We start from the raw sequence: 17407 nt of genomic DNA, 5'->3' as shown, positions 1-17407 counted from the left end.
TTGACACTAGTATATAAAAATTGTATTTCAAAGTCTGTCTATTCATGACGTCATGACATATCTTTTTTTGTCGAGTATGTATATAAAATCCGCGAGTGAATACGTAGGCAAATAGAGGTGGCAGAGGTTGATATTATGGGCTGATTAGGCAATAAGACCTTTGTAAGAGCACATAGGTTCTTACAGCTCATGAGTAACCATTGTGTTCGCTCCGTAAGTGCACATACGCTCTTACGGTGATCATGCGGCACGGAACAATCGACTTATGGAAAAGGCAATCCTTTTTTGTCTAGCATTAATGCAGAGATTACTCTATATGATCGTATCCTTACTTGCCCCACACCGGAGTGAACTAGTTGCTGCTTGTCCAACATCGAACGAAGTAATTTTCGTGAATTCCTTGTGTTCAACTCCATCTTCGCACATACATCTGCAACACGTATGCTACGTTGGGGTCGAAATCCTAGACGAATGACCTCAGCTTCAAATATATTAACTCCATCAAGCATGGCTGTTGTTCCTCCGGAATAATTGCCCAAAAACTGTTGAATAGCCTGCTGGCACATTCTCGGTTTATCATTGATATGATCAAACGAAAATCTTAATATGCGCCATCCGTCAAGTACGAGATGATTTTGTCTCATTAACGAGTCAGCAAATTGAGCGCGAGTTGCATGTGAAGCATGTTGTTTATACCCATCAATCTCAATTGCAAGACGAAGTGAATCTCGGATGTAGGCGAAATCCAAATACCGCTTCCCATCAATATAGTCTTCAACTTCAAACTCAGGATTTAAGCTATCAAAATGATAAAATACAGGGATCCAAACCTTCTCCAAAAACAACTTTTCAGCATACCCATGTTCATGGCCAAGTCATCTTCTGTCCTCACCTTTTTTCTCCTTCAAGCACTTTGCAATCCACGAGTCATAGCTATTTTGAAAATCTGTCATGGCACTTCAACACCTCTCTAAAAAATAAACACCGCTTCTACAGGACGAAAAATTCGTCCCAAGAAAGCGGTGTTCTTCACTGCTAACGACTTATTTGTATAATTTTACTATATACAATTTCGAGATACAACCTTGAGTTTTGCTTTCTATGATTGTTTAATAACCACTAATACACCTTTAAAACTAGGTATTTCGAGTAGAATTCACGCGCTTTTTCTCTGTAAGTTCATATGTGCTCTTACGGCGTACAAACATAAGCTACTCTTTATCTGTAAGAACATATATACTCTTACAGCCAGTTTGTCGATAGAATTGGCACCGCAATATCTAGAAAACAAAAAAAACCGCTCGCTCGGCCGGGCCAAGTGAGCGGGTTTCGTAATATTAGCGGTCGCCGCGTGGACGATTGCGCAAAAAGGCAGGAATTTCGAGTTGATCGCTCGACGCAGTGCTTGTACCGAATGGCTTAACCGTGTTAGAACTAGCAGTCGATTGTCTTGTTTCCGGTTGCACGGCTTGAGGCTGAGCTGCTGCATGACGCGATGGCGACGGCTTGTGCTCGAAACCTGTTGCGATTACCGTAACTTTAATTTCGTCTTTCAAATCTTCATCGATGATAGCGCCGAAGATCATGTTCACGTCTGGATCAGAAGCAGATGTAACGATCTCAGCTGCTTCATTGACTTCATAAAGCGATAGGTTACTGCCGCCTGTAATGTTCATGATAACGCCGCGTGCGCCGTCAATGGACGTTTCCAGCAATGGGCTCATAATCGCTTTCTTTGCCGCTTCCGCAGCACGATTCTCTCCTGTAGCAATACCGATACCCATAAGCGCCGAACCGCGCTCAGTCATAATCGTCTTAATATCGGCAAAGTCAAGGTTGATAAGTCCAGGTACCTGGATCAAATCAGAAATACCTTGTACAGCTTGACGAAGCACGTTGTCCGCTTCACGGAACGCTTCGAGCATCGGAGTCTTTTTGTCAACGATCTCTAGCAAGCGATCATTCGGAATAACGATAAGTGTATCTACTTTTTCCTTAAGCGCTTCGATACCCAGCTCGGATTGTCCAGCACGCTTGCGCCCTTCGAATGTGAATGGCCTAGTGACGACACCTACCGTCAAAGCACCGCATTCGCGAGCGATCTCAGCGATGACAGGAGCAGCTCCCGTACCGGTACCGCCGCCCATGCCAGCTGTGACGAATACCATGTCAGCGCCTTTGAGCTGGTTCGTAATGCTCTCGCGCGATTCTTCTGCAGCCTTATGACCAACATCAGGATTTGCACCTGCGCCAAGACCGCGTGTAAGCTTATCGCCAATTTGCAGCTTGTGCTCCGACTTAGCCAAGTGTAGCGCCTGTGCATCCGTGTTAACGGTAATAAATTCAACGCCTTTAACGCCGTTTTCTATCATTCGGTTAACAGCGTTGCTTCCGCCGCCGCCAACGCCGATTACTTTAATTTGAGCCAACTGCTCAAGATCGATATCGAATTCCAACATCCTTCTTTTCCCCCAGTCATGCGTAAACGGCAGAAGCCGTTTCTACCCGGCGCAGCTGCGTTTCGCGTTGAAATATAAGCATCTTATACTAGATGACATATAGAATGTTATATTTTCAAATAAATTCGTTAAACATATTTTTGATTCGCTCCATCATACCGGGTTTGGATGTAGTTGCCGGAGCAGCCTTGGTGCGGGTTGTCTGCTTCTTCACAGTTCCTGTTCCGCGAGGCCCCATATACTTCGATACGTATTGGATCATACCGACGCCGCTGCTGAAAGCAGGGTCCCTTACACCAATATAATCCGGCAATGCTATACGGACGCTGGATTCGAGCTCGGACTGAGCGAGCGCTAGCGTGCCTGGCATGGAAACCGTACCGCCTGTCAACACATAGCCGTTGACTTTGTCTCCATATCCCAGCTTGCGAACCTCTTGCCGAATGAGATGGAATATTTCTTGCATCCTAGGTTCAATAATGCTTGCAAGGTCAAGCTGCGAAAATTCCTTCTCCGCGTTGCTGCCCATGCGGGTCACTTTGAACTTAACGTCCTCCGCCGCATCGGTCACATTCGCGCAGCCGTATTTCAGCTTGATCTTCTCTGCTTGATCACTCTGCGTACGCAGACCGTATGCTATATCGTTAGTTACGTATTCTCCGCCGATCGGCAATGTTGAAGTAGCGGCAAGTCCGCCTTGATCGTAGATCGCAATCGTACACGATCCTGCGCCAATATCGGTAAGAACCGTGCCAATCATTTTCTCGTCCTTGGTCAATGACATGACCCCAGAAGCAAGAGACAATAGAATAACGCCGGATATACGCAGTCCAGCCTTCTCCACGCACCGCATTAAGTTATGTATCGCGGTTTTCGTCCCTGTAACAATCGTTGCTTCGACTTCGAGTCTAACGCCGATCATACCGCGCGGATCTGATATGCCTTCCAAACCATCTACCAGGTATTGTTTAGGAACCAGATTAATAATTTCACGTTCCGGCGGCAAAGCCACTACTCTCGCAGCTTGTACCACGCGTTCAATATCCTCTTCACCAATTTCCCGATCCTCATTGGATACGGCTACTACACCACGGTTCGTCTGTAGAGCAATATGGTTGCCCTGGATGCCTACATAGACATCCGATATTTGAATACCCACCATGCGCTCCGCATGCTCGATGGCGTTGCGGATCGATTGCACGGTCTGGTCAATATCAACAATTGCTCCCTTGCGAATACCTTCAGAGTCGGCAGAACCAACCCCAATAATATTAATGGCTCCGTTAGATACTTCGCCAATGATCGCACGAACCTTGGATGTACCGATGTCCAAACTGACGATGATGTCGTTGTTACTCAACCCGCGGCACCTCCGTTTCAACTTATTAATTAATTTTCCATTTGCAAACGCATACGGTAGCTTTTGACCTCTTGCGGTCTAAGCTCCCGTTTCGTACCGTCTTTCAGCCGCTCATAATGGAACGTCACCCAAAAACGGTATTCGGTGAAATATAGACATGTGTATAAGTCAGAGACCTGCACATCCCTATAATTCAAAACAAGGTATTTCTACATATTCAACGCGCCTATTATTTTCCCTCTTTTTTCTACAAAATTTTCGGTGCTTATTTCACTTACAAACGAGCGCTGCCCCTTGCAGAGCTCATGTCACCATGTTGCTTCAGTCAGCTTCAGCGAGTATAAATGCGATAACTAAAATTCTACCATTCTTTCAAGCTATTGAGTAGTCTATTTTTTCCTACTACGCCATGTTTAAGCGCTTTTACAAGTGCCAAATGATTGAAAACGAGTACCGCGTACGAAAAAATGCCGGATTCAGCGTGATCTTTCATCACACGGGTTGATCTTCAACCGAATGTTTATTCCGAATCCGTTTCCTCGTCATCCAAATCACCCAAGTTAAACGGAACGTACGTATCCGCAAGCAGCATCGTAATTCGCCCCGGCTCCTGCGTCTCAATAACGGCATTAAGCGCTTCGATCTTCTCCGGCAGAACGGCAACGGATGTAATCACTTCGAATTTAGTGCGCGTATAGATCTTGATGCGGTCAGGATAAGCTTTGGACGGATCAGGAATAATCTCCGAGAGATCGGACAACTGTTTTACTGGAATTTTGCCAAGCTGCTTCATCAACGATACTTTTACTTTGTCTTTGGCCGCCCATCCGGTGAGCACGGGCTTGTCCGCTACGAGCATCGCTTCTATCTTCGATGCTATGCTCGTGCCGTTCGACAAAAGAGCTGTTAATTCGCCCTTCGGCGACAACTCGAACGCTACGATGGGATATTCCTGTACCGTAATTTGGACAACTCCTGGAAACACTTTATTGACCGTTGCTTGTTCAACTTGGGGCAGCTTTTCTACCCGTTTCTCGATCGTGCTCGAAGTCGTCCCGAAAAAAGCGTCGCCTGCCGCGACGGCGGCCGCCCCGGCAACCTCGGCATTGGTGGCCAGCTTCGTGCCCACAATTTGCACTTCTTCTATTTTGCTGATGGAAGAGTTGAAGAAAAGCACTGCAAGCAATACGAGGAATAACAAAAAAAGGACAATCAGCAGCTTTCGGCTGCCTCTGCGTTTCTTGGCTGGCTCTTTTAAGACCGGCATGTTTTCACTCATAACTTGTCCCTACTTTCTATGCGAAAAACTCCAAACGCAGCCGTTTCTCAAAAGAGCGGCCATGTTCAGAGCATGTATCTTCTCGTTCGTATGACGCCATAGCAGGTTTCATTACACAAAGACGCCGGCTCCGCATCAAGTATAAAGGAGGATGAAGCCGGACGTTTCTAACTCAGAACTTGCTTGCATACTATTAATTATTAGGCACTGGCGAGTAGCGCGAGATACGTGCACCCAGCCTCGTCAACATCGATTCGATCTTGTCGTAACCGCGGTCAATGTGGTGAATCTGCTCCACGACCGTACGGCCGTGAGCCGCCAAGCCCGCTATAACAAGCGCAGCGCCTGCGCGCAGATCGGTTGCTTCAACCGTTGCGCCATACAAACGAGGTACGCCGCGGATGAAAGCCGCATTCATATCGACGCGAATATCGGCGCCCATGCGCGATAATTCATCGACATGCTTCAGACGTCCTTCGAAAATCGTTTCCTTCATAATGCTGACACCGTCTGCCAGCGTTAGAAGAACCATCAGTTGTGACTGTAAATCGGTAGGAAATGCCGGATAAGGCGATGTAACAACTCTCTCAACCGCCTTCGGTCTAGTAGCGCAGCCCACTTTAATTATATCACCGTCGACAACAATTTGAACACCTGCGCGACGCAGCACATGGATTAGCGATGACAGATGCGCAGGCTGCGTGTTCTGAAGCGTAACCTGGCCGCGCGTTGCGGCTGCCGCAACCATAATCGTACCTGCCACGATACGGTCCGGAATGACACGATATTGACAGGGATTAAGCGACTGTACCCCTTCTATCGTTATCGTATCTGTCCCGGCACCCATTATTTTCGCACCCATTGCGTTTAGAAAACGTTGCAAATCTTGAATCTCCGGCTCGCGCGCTGCATTCGTAAGCGTCGTCCGGCCTTCGGCCCTGACAGCGGCCATCATAATGTTCTCCGTAGCTCCCACGCTTGGAAAACTTAGATGAATATCCGCCCCGCGCAGCTTCTCTGCACGGCACACAATCCGGTTGCCAAACTCCTCAATCTCCGCTCCAAGCGCTTGCAAGCCTTGCAAATGAAGGTCTATCTTTCTCTCGCCGATTGCGCAGCCTCCCGGCTGATACACTTCAGCTTCGCCGAAGCGGGCGAGGAGCGGTCCCATTAGGAAAATAGAAGATCGCATTTGTTTCATTAACGATTCCGGCACATGGGACGTATGAGCGGGCTCTGTATCCAGCACAACCGTATCTCCCGAATGCTCGGCGCGGCATCCCAGTTCGCGCAAAATGTTCAGCATGACGTCGATATCCAGCAATTCAGGCACATGTTCAATCGTAAATGTGCCTTCGGCCAGCAAGCTGGCAGCCAATATCGGCAACGCGGCATTTTTCGCTCCTTGGATAACTATGGTTCCTGAGAGAGGTTTCCCACCTTCAATCACCAATTTGTCCAATGTATCACCTCCGAATTACCGCTCACCCACCACCAATACTTCCGGCACCAGTTCCACGCCGAAGCGCTCTTTTATGGTGCTCTGAATATGGGACATGAGGGCGAGAACGTCTTCAGCAGTCGCTTGCCCGGCATTTACAATGAAATTGGCATGAACTTCTGACACTTGAGCGCCTCCGTAGCGATACCCCTTTAAGCCTGCCTCTTGAATAAGCCTTGCTGCAAAATCATTCGGCGGATTACGAAATACGCTGCCTGCACATGGCATCTGTAGCGGCTGTGTTTGGCGGCGCTTATCCTTGAAAGCGGATAGTGCTGCGGAAATTTCCTTGCGATTGCCCTCTGCAAGCTCGAAAGTCGCTTCTACAACAGACCCTCTCTGCTCTTGCAAAATCGAATGCCGATAGGAAAACTTCATGTCGTCTCGATCGTACGTTACCAATTCTCCTGTCTCCAGCACAATCTCAGCTGACTTAAAAATACGTGACACATCAGATCCGTGCGCTCCCGCATTCATGTAGACGGCTCCGCCGACCGTGCCCGGAATTCCCCCCGCGAACTCTAGACCTGTCAGCCCCTCTTTGCCTGCCACGACAGATAGCTTAATGAATGAATAGCCGGCGCCTGCAGTTACAAGGCAACCGTCGAAACGCACAAAATCCAACCCACCGCTCGGCTTAATCACAACACCGCGAATTCCTTTGTCGCTCACGAGCATATTCGAGCCGCGGCCCAAATTCGTCCAGCTTATCCGATGCTTATTCAACAGCCGGATCGCAGCAATCAGCTGCTCTTTGCTCTCCGGTAGAATTAACACATCGGCAGGGCCGCCGATTTTCCATGTTGTATAGTTCGATAGCGGCACATCATACAGAACTTCGCCGATGCCGGCTTGTTCCAATTCCGCTTTAATTGCTTCCATTGGTTGACCCTCCTAAAAGGTTTTACGAAGTAAAACCTACTTCGTAAGCGTGGACTTAGGTTTTACGAAGTAAAACCTGCTTCGTAAGCGTCGACTTACTCCCGCTGATTCACGATTATAGTTGCGACATCCGCCGCTTGGGCGATGGTCACGAATATAGTGTATATTATGCCTATGCGTACTTTTGTGTGACAATCGCCTACTTACTTGCGCGCTTGCAGCCGCTTCAGCTCCGATGCGATAATCGTTGCGGAATTAGGCATAGCAAACGTCTTCGACGCCTCAGCCATTTGTTTCATGAGCTTATCGTCCCTCAGCAGCTTCTGAATGCGGTTCAGCAGCGCTGAACCTGTTAGATCCTTCTCCAGAATCATCTCGGCCGCTCCCGCGTCAACGAGGCTGCGAGCGTTCGCTTCCTGGTGGTTATTGGTTACGTTAGGCGAAGGAATTAAGATACACGGCAGGCCAAGTGCTGTCATCTCCGCCAGCGATGATGCGCCAGAGCGGCTTACGACAATCGTCGCATCCATTAGCACCTCTGCCATATTGTTCAGGTACGGCACAAGTTTTACATTAGCAACACCGCCTGGACTAGCTTCTTCAATGCGGCTCGAAGTCGAAGCATAATAACCGTCCCCGGTCACGAAGACGAAATAAACGTCCGGTATTTGCCCAAGCTGAGGTGCCATCTCGACCATCGCCTCGTTAAGCGCCTTAGCCCCGCGGCTGCCTCCTACAACGAGCACGAAGCGGCTGCGAGGCGGAATGCCTAGCGACGCCCTGCCTTTGCCTGCCGTCGCCCGAAGTACGTTCGTTGCGCACGGGTTGCCCGTATACAGTGTCTTCTTCGCCTTCGGGAACAGCTTCTCCGATTGCTTGAAGCTAACGCCGATCGTGCTCGCGTAACGAGACAGAAACTGATTCGTTAAGCCGGGAATCGCATTCTGCTCGTGAACGAGCGTCGGAATGCCCAGCTTCGCCGCAGCATACACTACGGGTCCGCATACATAACCGCCCGTTCCGACAACGACATCCGGCTTAAACTTACGCAGCAGAGCCTTAGAGCGTCTGACGCCTTTTAAGAACCGCAGCACCGTCTTCACATTATCGAGTGACAGCTTGCGGCGAAAGCCTGTAATCTCTATCGCTTCAAAAGGTATTCCTTGCCCTGGTACGATGCGGCTCTCCATTCCTTTGTTCGTTCCGATATAAAGCAGCTGCGTGTCCGGATTGTCCTGCTGCATTTGCTTGCCGATTGCGACAGCCGGATAAATATGGCCGCCGGTACCTCCTCCGGTCAATACGATACGCATATGAACCTTCACCTCGAATAACGGGATATATTAAGTAAAATGCCAAGCGCGGTTAGCAGCAGCGTCAGCGATGATCCCCCATAGCTGATAAGCGGGAGCGTAATGCCTGTTACCGGCATCATCCCGATGACTACGCCAATATTGATCAACACTTGAACGCCGACGATGCCCGTAATGCCGACAGCGAGCAGGCTGCCAAACGTATCCGGAGCCGAGATCGCCGCGCGCATGCCGCGCCATATGAGCACAAGGAATAATAAGATTAAAGCAGCGCCGCCAATGAAGCCCAGCTCCTCGGCAACGATGGAAAATATAAAGTCGGTCTGCGGTTCAGGCAAGTAGCTGTATTTCTGACGGCTCATTCCAAGTCCGAGGCCGACCAAACCTCCCGGTCCAATCGCATAGAGGGACTGAATGATCTGATAGCCGCCTCCAAGCGGATCAGCCCATGGATCGAGAAAGCTCGTAATCCGCTGCAGCCGGTAAGGAGCAGCTAGGATCAGACCTACGAAACCAACTACACCTAGCATGGCAAGTCCGCCCAAATGCGCCATTCGGGCACCAGCCGTAAAAATAAGAATGATCGATGCGCCTAACATAACCGTTCCTGAGCCGAGATCAGGCTGCAACATGATAAGTCCGAACGCAAGACCTACGAGGCCAAGCGGCGGCATAAGCCCTTTCGTGAACTGCGTAATCGTCTGCTGCTTCTCCGACAGCCACTTGGCAAGAAACAAGACCATCGCCAGCTTCATGAACTCAGACGGCTGGATGCCGAACGAGCTAATGCCCAGCCAGCTGCGCGCGCCGCCGCGAACGACGCCTACGCCAGGGATTAAGACGATAATGAGCAGACCGAAGCATACGAGAATCGCTGCCGGCGCCCATTTCTTCCACGTCGAATAATGCGTATTCATAGTAAATAGTAACGCACCTACGCCTAGTCCGGCAAACAAAAGCTGGCGTTTGACAAAATAAAAACGATCGCCGTGCTCATGAAAAGCAAGCACGGCGCTCGCGCTGTAAACCATCACAAGCCCGATCGCCAGAATTAGCCCAATCGCTGTCAGCAGCCAAATATCCGGGGCAGAACGCGCTTTAACCATAGCGAACACACCTCTTAGCATGGGAAAGTAGGGACATGCCCCCTACTTACAAGGTATGCGCTGAATCTTTAAAAATGCGCCCTCTCTGCTCGTATGAGGCAAACATATCCCAGCTCGCGCAGGCCGGCGACAACAACACGATGTCACCAGGCTCAGCAAGAGCCGCCGCCTGCTTAACCGCTAGTCGCAGCGTCTGCTCGGCGTCCTCCACAGGTTCGGCGATTTCGACGTTGCCTAAACCTGCCAGCTCGGCAACGCGGGCCAGCTTGCCGCGCGTCTCGCCAAGCGCGACAAGCCCTTTCAACCGATCGCGGAAGATTGGCAGCAGCTCCATGTAGTCGGAGCCGCGGTCAAGCCCGCCCGCAATCAATACAATTTTACCCGGCAGCGATCCGATTGCCATCATTGTTGAAGCAGGATTGGTCGCTTTCGAGTCATTATAATATTTAACGCCGCCGGCCTCGCGTACGTACTCCAACCGATGCTCAACCGCCTTAAACTGCTGCAGGGGCTCTACAAGCCGCTTTATCTCAGCCCCTGCCGCTATGCTTGCAGCAACGGCCGCAAGCGCGTTAGCAACGTTATGACGGCCTGGAATACCTAACTCATCGACTGGTACGACTACGATGGCGTCATTGTCCGACTCCAAGCCTGAGCGGTATACGATCTTCCTAGCCACGGCCTCGCTCGAGGACGCCGCTTTCTCTTCTTCCCGGCTGAACGGAGGCTCCACATATACGCCTGTCTCCAGTCGTTCATATAACGAGAATGGCAGCAGCTTCGCTGCAAGTCCTTCTGAAATTTTGCGGCAAACGGGATCATCCCAATTAAGGACAGCGACGTCCTTGGCCGTCTGATTCGCGAATAACTTCGCTTTCGATGCAATATAATCGTCCATCCCGCCATGGTAGTCAAGGTGCGTCTCCGCCAGATTGAGCAATAGGCCTATATGCGGCCGGAAAGCGATTGTCCCCTTAAGCTGGAAGCTGCTAAGCTCAGCCACAAGCCAATGCTCTGGCGATGCCTCAAGCGCAGCCTCGCAGAGCGGACGGCCGATGTTGCCGGCGATAATCGGCGAAAGGCCTGCTGCTGACAGCAGCTCGCCAAGCCATGTCGTCGTCGTCGTCTTGCCGTTGCTGCCGGTAATGCCGATGATCGGCGCGGGTGAAAGCCAATAGGCAGCCTCAACTTCAGTAATAATCTCTACGTTATGCTCCAAAGCCTGCTGAACAGGTGCTGCCGTATATGGAATGCCTGGATTTTTGACTAACAGCGCGGTTTCAGCCGTTACGAGATCGTTCGGATGATAACCGCATAGCACAGAAATGCCCAAAGCAGCCAATTCGTCCGCTTCGGGGCATAATTCACGTTTTTTCATATCGTTAACGACAACCTCGGCGCCGAGGCTATGAAATACTTTGGCGACGCTAACGCCGCTTCTGGCCAAACCGAGTACGACGACCCGTTTACCCTCGTAAGCTGACGGATGATTCATAACAGACAGTCCCTTCTATGGATCATAGCGACGCCTTGTGACTAGGGCGCCGCTGAATCTTCTATGTTTAAATAACGAACAGCAAGCCAAGCGCTGCGAAAACTAGTCCGACAAGCCAGAACACCGTAACGACCTTCCACTCGGACCAACCGACCAGCTCGAAGTGATGATGGATCGGGCTCATCTTGAATATCCGTTTGCCGCGAAGCTTGAAAGAAGCGACCTGCAGGATCACGGACAGCATCTCAAGTACGAATACGCCGCCGATTATAATAAGCAGCAGCTCCGTCTTCGTCAGAATCGCCACTGCTGCGATACCTCCGCCGATGCCAAGCGAGCCCATATCGCCCATGAACACTTTAGCCGGATGTTTATTGAAGACTAGGAAACCGAGCACCGCTCCTACCATAGCCGCGGAGAATACAGCCGATTCATGCGACGATGTCTGCAGAGCAACAATGGTGAACGCGCCGAATGCGATTGCGCTTGTCCCCGCAAGCAAGCCGTCAAGTCCATCCGTGAAGTTCACGGAATTGCTTGCCGCGAACATCATAATGACGACTAGCGGGTAATAAAACCATCCGAGATCGACGCCCCAGCCTGTACCGGGAATGGACACCTCGGTACTATGACCCATATTGTAGAGCAGCGCGCAGACGATAATCGAGAACAGCAGCTGACCGAGCAGCTTCTGCCGAGCCGTCAAGCCGAGCGAGCGTTTGAATACGATTTTAATATAATCATCAAGGAAGCCGACGAGACCGAAACCGAGCGATGCGACAAGCAGCACCCAGAACTCATTCGTCTTATCCGCGAACTTCAGGAAGGCGATCATGAGCGCCACCATAATAATGATGCCGCCCATCGTCGGCGTCCCGCTTTTCTTCAGATGGCTTTGCGGGCCGTCCGTCCGAATTTGCTGGCCGAACTTCATGCGGCGAAGCACGGGAATGAACAATGGTCCTAGCAGAACAGCTAGCAGAAAGGAAGCGCCTATAGAGAATAAGATGACCATCATATCCATTTCCTCACCTCGTTTCTAAAGCTTGGACAATCTGTTCCATCTTCATGCCGCGAGAGCCTTTGACGAGCACGATGTCTTCCGGCGCAAGCTGCTCCGCGAGCCAACCTGCAAGCTTTTCCTTATCTTCAAAATGAATGACCGACGCATCGGCGCCGCTTTTCGCAAACTGTGTTCTTGCACCGGCTGACGTATGCTCCGACAACGTTCCGAACGTAAGTACCGCATCCGCCTTGTCAGGCGTTATATACGCGCCTAGATCATAATGGAACTGATTCTCGTCAGGACCTAACTCCAGCATATCGCCAAGCACGATCCATTTACGGCGGAAGCCGTCCAGCTCCGCAATCAAATCGATTGCTGCGCGAGCAGCGGTCGGATTCGCATTGTACGCATCATTCAGCATAATAGCGCCGTTGAACGCTCGTACCGGCTGAATACGCATCCCTGTCAGCTTAATCGCGCTTAAGCCTTCTACAATGCTTGCAGTCGGAACCCCGAATAACCTGCCAACCGCAATTGCGGCTAGCGCGTTACTGACGTTATGCACGCCCGGAACAGGTACGCGAATGTGCTGCAGCTCGCTTGGTTCCCCATTATATAGAACAGTGAACGTAGAAGCTTCCGGTTCCAGCACGATATCGGTCGCCGACCACTCGTTCCCGCTGCCAAGACCGAACGTACGGCAGCGCAGCCCATCCGGCAACGTCATGCCGCTAAGCTCTGCCTTGAGCAGGGGCTCATCGCCATTGAAGAATAAGACGCTCGTGTCGCCGAGTCCGGCCGTAATTTCCAGCTTGGCCTTGGCAATGCCCTCTCTTGAACCAAGCTGCTGCATATGTGCGTCGCCGACATTCGTAATGATCGCTGCATCGGGCTGAGCGATCTTCGTCAGCAGATCGATTTCACCGAAGCCGCTCATTCCCATCTCCAGCACCGCAGCTTCAATCTCTTCTTCGAACTCGAGAACCGTCATGGGAAGACCGATCTCATTATTCAAGTTGCCTTCCGTCTTATGGACATGGTAGGTCGTACCTAAGATTGCAGCTGTCATATCCTTCGTTGTTGTCTTGCCGTTGCTGCCGGTAATACCAACAACGCGCACGGGCAGCTCGCTGCGGTACGCAGCCGCAAGACGCTGAAGCGCGACAAGCGTATCGCCCACGATAAGCAACGGTACATCTGCCAGCGCTTCCGGCACTTCATGTCCTTTTTTCCACAGCGAGGCGACCGCCCCGTTCTCCACCGCTTGCGCGGCAAAGCCGTGACCGTCGAACTTCTCTCCGATAATCGGCACGTACAGCTTGCCAGCCGAAGGAAGGCGTGAGTCTTTCGTCACGCCATGTATGATCATATCCTTGCTGCTTCCGGCGTATCTTGCTCCAGCCATCTGCGCTATCTGTTCAATCGTTCTTCTAATCAATGTAATAATCTCCTTATCGCGTCTCTCGCTACACTGCGATCATCGAATGGATGCTTGACGCCTTCAATCTCTTGATAGTTTTCATGACCTTTCCCCGCAATCAATACTACATCGCCTGGGCTTGCCATTTCAACCGCTTTTTCAATAGCGGCTTTGCGATCAGCAATTAGTTCGTACTTATTCGAGCCAATCATGGCCTCTCGCAAACCAACCTCTATATCCTTTAATATCATAAAACGATCCTCTGTGCGAGGATTATCTGATGTAACTAGCACATAATCCGAGTAAGCCGCCGCAATCGCCCCCATTATCGGCCGCTTCTTGCGATCTCTAGCTCCTCCGCACCCGAACACGCACAGTACTCGCTTCTCCGCGAACTGGCGGATAGCAAGCAGCACATTCTCAAGTCCATCGGGCGTATGGGCGTAATCCACGATGACGGCGAAGTCCTGACCCGCATGAACGGATTCGATTCGTCCGGGCACGCCCGGAATAGATTCAAGACTAGCTTTAATGCGCGACAGCTCAACACCCTCGATAAGAGCGGCCGATATGGCGGCAAGCGCGTTATATACGTTGAAGCGGCCCGCCATCTGGAGCGAAATGTCGATCTCGCCCCGGAACGTCGCGACATGAAACGTTGTTCTGCTTGCTGTAATGCGAACATTCGAAGCGCGCACATCCGCTTCATGATCAATACCGTAGGTCACGACATCCACCGAAGTCAGCCTCGTGAAATACGCGGAAGCTTCATCATCGGCATTAAGCACCGCATACGTTCGTTCAGATGCATCAGCCGTGAATGTATTGCCCAGCCTGGAGAAGAACAGCCCTTTGGCCGCCGCGTAACTCTCCATCGTCTGATGGTAATCGAGGTGGTCCTGCGTCAGGTTCGTGAATACCGCTGTGCGAAAACGGCAGCCCTTCACCCTGCCTTGGGCTAGCGCGTGCGAGGATACTTCCATCGCACAATAAGCAGTGCCTGCATCTCTCATCTCTGCGAGATAACGATGCAGCTCTATCGAATGGGGTGTCGTGCCTGACACCTCGAAGGCGCGGCCGCCATATCTCCACTCTATCGTACCGATCACGCCCGTCGCTTGCTGCTGGTCCTGCAATATTTGTTCAATCAAATACGTTGTCGTCGTCTTGCCGTTCGTACCTGTAACGCCGATCAGCTTCATTGCTCGGCTTGGATAGCCGTAATAATGATCAGCGATGACGGCTGCCGCATGTCTGCTATCCTTCACGATCAGTTGAGGAATATCGATATCCAGTTCTCTCTCTGCCACGATTGCGCATGCGCCGCGGCGTACTGCCTCTGGCGCGTGCAGATGTCCGTCCGTCTTGCTCCCCGATAAGCAAATGAACAATTGACCGTTCTCCACCTTGCGTGAATCGGAAGCAATGCCGGTTGGCGCTATTTCTCCGTCTCCTATAAGCCTTGCGGTAATGAGCAGCTCAGCTAGTTCGATAATACGCATCCGCAAAAGTCTCCTCCCTCGATGTAACTCGACAGGATTCAATATATGCAGGCGCGCGCCCAATCGTTAATTGATCGGCAGAATAGAGCAAACGTTCGTTAATTACTCGTTAACGATCCGTATAGTATAATCAATGCGAATGGTTTATATCATCCTCGTCGCCCAAATAGATTCGAATCGTCGATCCGCGCTCTACTCTCGTTCCTGCTGCAGGCGCTTGGCGAATGACCGTTCTGCCAGATCCGGCCGACGTCAGGTTGAAGTTCATGTTCATATCCTCGTAAATGTCCGATACCGTTTTGCCTACAAGATTCGGCACAGCGATAATCGGTGTCTCTCCAAGCTTATACGTTTTGTCGATCTGCTTATCTCTACGAGGAACTTCTAGAATCGTTAGCGCGTCCTCCATCATGTTTCTCACGATCGGAGCCGCTACAAGCCCGCCGAACTGAATCCCTTGAGGATTGTCGACCGCAACATAGATAACGATTTGCGGATCGTCAGCCGGAGCGAAGCCGATAAACGATACAATATGCTCATTCGGCGAATAACGTCCGTTAATGACTTTCTGCGCCGTTCCTGTCTTGCCGCCGACGCGATAACCGTCGATGAAGGCGTTGCGGCCCGTACCCTTGGCTACGACGCTCTCCAGCGCTTCCCTTACCTGTCTTGAGGTATCTTCGGATATGACCTGGCGCACAACTTCGGGTTCAATCGTCTGAACGGTCTCGCCCGTGCTCGGATTGATCCATGATTTTGCCACATGCGGCTTATACAGTGTCCCGCCGTTAATTGCCGCCGACACGGCTGCGATTTGTTGAATCGGCGTGACGGATACGCCTTGACCGAATGCGGTCGTCGCAAGCTCTACAGGGCCAACCTGGTTCAGCTTGAACAAAATGCCATTTTCCTCGCCGCCAATATCAATCCCCGTCTTTTGCCCGAAGCCGAAGTTTTTAATATACTCGAACAGCTTCTCTTTGCCAAGACGATTGCCTAACGTGACGAAGCCCGGGTTGCAAGAGTTTTCTACGACCTCAAGGAATGTCTGACTGCCATGGCCGCCCTTCTTCCAGCAGCGAAGTCTAGCGCCGCCGATCTCGATCGCGCCAGGATCGAAGAAGCGCTCATTCGTCAGATTAACCTTCTTCTCTTCCAATGCCGCCGCAAGAGTTATGATCTTGAACGTCGAGCCTGGCTCGTACGTCATCCAGATCGGCAAATTCCGGTTATACACTTCGGATGCAACTTGCTTATAATTCGCCGGCTCATAGGTCGGCCGGCTTGCCATGCCTAGAATTTCACCGTTTTTCGGATCCATTGCGATTGCAATGACGCTGTTGGCTTGCAGCCCGGTCATCGCTTGATCGAGCTCCCGCTCCATCACCGATTGAATGGCCTTGTCAATCGTCAATTGAAGCGTCAAGCCGTCTTTAGGCGGTATGTACGTATCTGAGGAATTAGGCATCTGCCGACCGGCCGCATCAGCAAGAAACGATACATTGCCCGCGACACCGCTCAGCTCCTCGTTGAACTTAGACTCAACGCCAGTAAGCCCTTGGTTGTCGATACCGGTGAAGCCAAGCACATGCGCCGCCAAGCTTCCGAAAGGATAATATCGTTTGTTGTCTTCGGCTACGACGATGCCGGGAATACTCAAATCGCGAATTTGCTGTGCCTTGTCCAGCGTCATCTTGCGGCCGCCCGGCTTCAAGCTTACAATCATCGTTCCCGGCTTCATTTTGTTATACAACGTTTCTTCGGACATATCCAGAAGCGGCGCAAGCGCCGTTGCGGCTGCTTGCCTGTCCTTAATTTGAGCCGGAATGGCAAAAACGGTTGGCGAGCTTATATTATACGCAAGCTGAACGCCGTTTCGGTCCCATATCTCTCCGCGCTTGGACGCATAAGGAATGTTGCGCCTCCAAGAGTCTTCGGCTTTACTGGCCAGCTTCTCGCCCATCCACAGCTGAACATAGCCAAGACGGACACATAATGCAATGAACAATACTCCGGCACACAGGAGCACGATAAATAAGCGTCTTCTCACCGTTACATTTGATACCTTCATTACATGTTCCCCC

General features: G+C 51.1%; 13 protein-coding genes. All 13 read right to left on the bottom strand.

Annotated elements, in window-relative coordinates:
• Positions 1-263: 263 nt before the first annotated feature.
• The 13 genes from AC1DF0_RS08785 to AC1DF0_RS08725 all read right to left on the bottom strand — a co-directional run bounded on the left by AC1DF0_RS08785 (position 264) and on the right by AC1DF0_RS08725 (position 17394).
• A complete protein-coding gene (locus AC1DF0_RS08785; RefSeq protein WP_477573688.1) occupies positions 264-845 on the bottom strand; it encodes a DUF559 domain-containing protein in 582 nt (193 codons plus the stop codon).
• Between the two features lie 492 nt (positions 846-1337).
• Positions 1338-2459, bottom strand: a complete 1122-nt coding sequence (gene ftsZ / locus AC1DF0_RS08780) for a cell division protein FtsZ (RefSeq protein WP_337098627.1) — start codon at positions 2457-2459, stop codon at positions 1338-1340.
• A gap of 115 nt (positions 2460-2574) precedes the next feature.
• Positions 2575-3819 carry a cell division protein FtsA gene (ftsA, locus tag AC1DF0_RS08775; protein WP_442051624.1) on the bottom strand — a complete coding sequence of 415 codons (1245 nt, stop codon included), beginning with the start codon at positions 3817-3819 and terminating at the stop codon, positions 2575-2577.
• A 520-nt stretch (positions 3820-4339) separates the two neighbouring features.
• A complete protein-coding gene (locus AC1DF0_RS08770) occupies positions 4340-5098 on the bottom strand; it encodes a cell division protein FtsQ/DivIB (RefSeq protein ID WP_442051623.1) in 759 nt (252 codons plus the stop codon).
• 193 nt (positions 5099-5291) lie between these two features.
• Positions 5292-6560: a UDP-N-acetylglucosamine 1-carboxyvinyltransferase gene (murA, locus tag AC1DF0_RS08765; protein ID WP_477573687.1), complete on the bottom strand. Its 1269-nt coding sequence runs from the start codon at positions 6558-6560 to the stop codon at positions 5292-5294.
• Positions 6561-6575: 15 nt separating this feature from the next.
• On the bottom strand, positions 6576-7481 hold the full coding sequence (gene murB, locus AC1DF0_RS08760; protein ID WP_442051621.1) for a UDP-N-acetylmuramate dehydrogenase: 906 nt from the start codon (positions 7479-7481) through the stop codon (positions 6576-6578).
• Between the two features lie 203 nt (positions 7482-7684).
• On the bottom strand, positions 7685-8794 hold the full coding sequence (murG, locus tag AC1DF0_RS08755; protein ID WP_477573686.1) for an undecaprenyldiphospho-muramoylpentapeptide beta-N-acetylglucosaminyltransferase: 1110 nt from the start codon (positions 8792-8794) through the stop codon (positions 7685-7687).
• 8 nt (positions 8795-8802) lie between these two features.
• On the bottom strand, positions 8803-9900 hold the full coding sequence (gene spoVE, locus AC1DF0_RS08750) for a stage V sporulation protein E (RefSeq protein ID WP_442051925.1): 1098 nt from the start codon (positions 9898-9900) through the stop codon (positions 8803-8805).
• 46 nt (positions 9901-9946) lie between these two features.
• On the bottom strand, positions 9947-11395 hold the full coding sequence (gene murD, locus AC1DF0_RS08745) for a UDP-N-acetylmuramoyl-L-alanine--D-glutamate ligase (RefSeq protein ID WP_442051924.1): 1449 nt from the start codon (positions 11393-11395) through the stop codon (positions 9947-9949).
• Positions 11396-11462: 67 nt separating this feature from the next.
• Entirely contained in the window at positions 11463-12419 is a 957-nt protein-coding gene (mraY, locus tag AC1DF0_RS08740; RefSeq protein WP_477573685.1) for a phospho-N-acetylmuramoyl-pentapeptide-transferase, read from the bottom strand.
• Positions 12420-12423: 4 nt separating this feature from the next.
• On the bottom strand, positions 12424-13839 hold the full coding sequence (locus AC1DF0_RS08735) for a UDP-N-acetylmuramoyl-tripeptide--D-alanyl-D-alanine ligase (RefSeq protein WP_477573684.1): 1416 nt from the start codon (positions 13837-13839) through the stop codon (positions 12424-12426).
• On the bottom strand, positions 13836-15323 hold the full coding sequence (locus tag AC1DF0_RS08730; protein WP_442051921.1) for a UDP-N-acetylmuramoyl-L-alanyl-D-glutamate--2,6-diaminopimelate ligase: 1488 nt from the start codon (positions 15321-15323) through the stop codon (positions 13836-13838). The genes AC1DF0_RS08735 and AC1DF0_RS08730 overlap by 4 nt, the downstream gene beginning before the upstream one ends.
• Positions 15324-15453: 130 nt before the next feature.
• Positions 15454-17394 (bottom strand): stage V sporulation protein D, encoded by a 1941-nt coding sequence (locus AC1DF0_RS08725; RefSeq protein ID WP_442051920.1) that lies wholly within the window; start codon positions 17392-17394, stop codon positions 15454-15456.
• Positions 17395-17407: the final 13 nt, after the last annotated feature.

It is taken from the genome of Paenibacillus sp. 05T425, assembly GCF_056396205.1.
The sequence above is the reverse complement of the archived record's forward strand: the minus strand, read 5'-3'. Positions and strand labels throughout refer to the sequence as shown.

Bases quoted from the DNA above. Each gene is read 5' to 3' on its own strand.
- murD (WP_442051924.1), bottom strand. From the start codon at position 11,395: ATGAATCATCCGTCAGCTTACGAGGGTAAACGGGTCGTCGTACTCGGT.
- ftsZ (WP_337098627.1), bottom strand. From the start codon at position 2,459: ATGTTGGAATTCGATATCGATCTTGAGCAGTTGGCTCAAATTAAAGTA.
- AC1DF0_RS08770 (WP_442051623.1), bottom strand. From the start codon at position 5,098: ATGAGTGAAAACATGCCGGTCTTAAAAGAGCCAGCCAAGAAACGCAGA.
- spoVE (WP_442051925.1), bottom strand. From the start codon at position 9,900: ATGGTTAAAGCGCGTTCTGCCCCGGATATTTGGCTGCTGACAGCGATT.
- murG (WP_477573686.1), bottom strand. From the start codon at position 8,794: ATGCGTATCGTATTGACCGGAGGAGGTACCGGCGGCCATATTTATCCG.
- AC1DF0_RS08730 (WP_442051921.1), bottom strand. From the start codon at position 15,323: ATGCGTATTATCGAACTAGCTGAGCTGCTCATTACCGCAAGGCTTATA.
- AC1DF0_RS08725 (WP_442051920.1), bottom strand. From the start codon at position 17,394: ATGAAGGTATCAAATGTAACGGTGAGAAGACGCTTATTTATCGTGCTC.
- mraY (WP_477573685.1), bottom strand. From the start codon at position 12,419: ATGGATATGATGGTCATCTTATTCTCTATAGGCGCTTCCTTTCTGCTA.
- murB (WP_442051621.1), bottom strand. From the start codon at position 7,481: ATGGAAGCAATTAAAGCGGAATTGGAACAAGCCGGCATCGGCGAAGTT.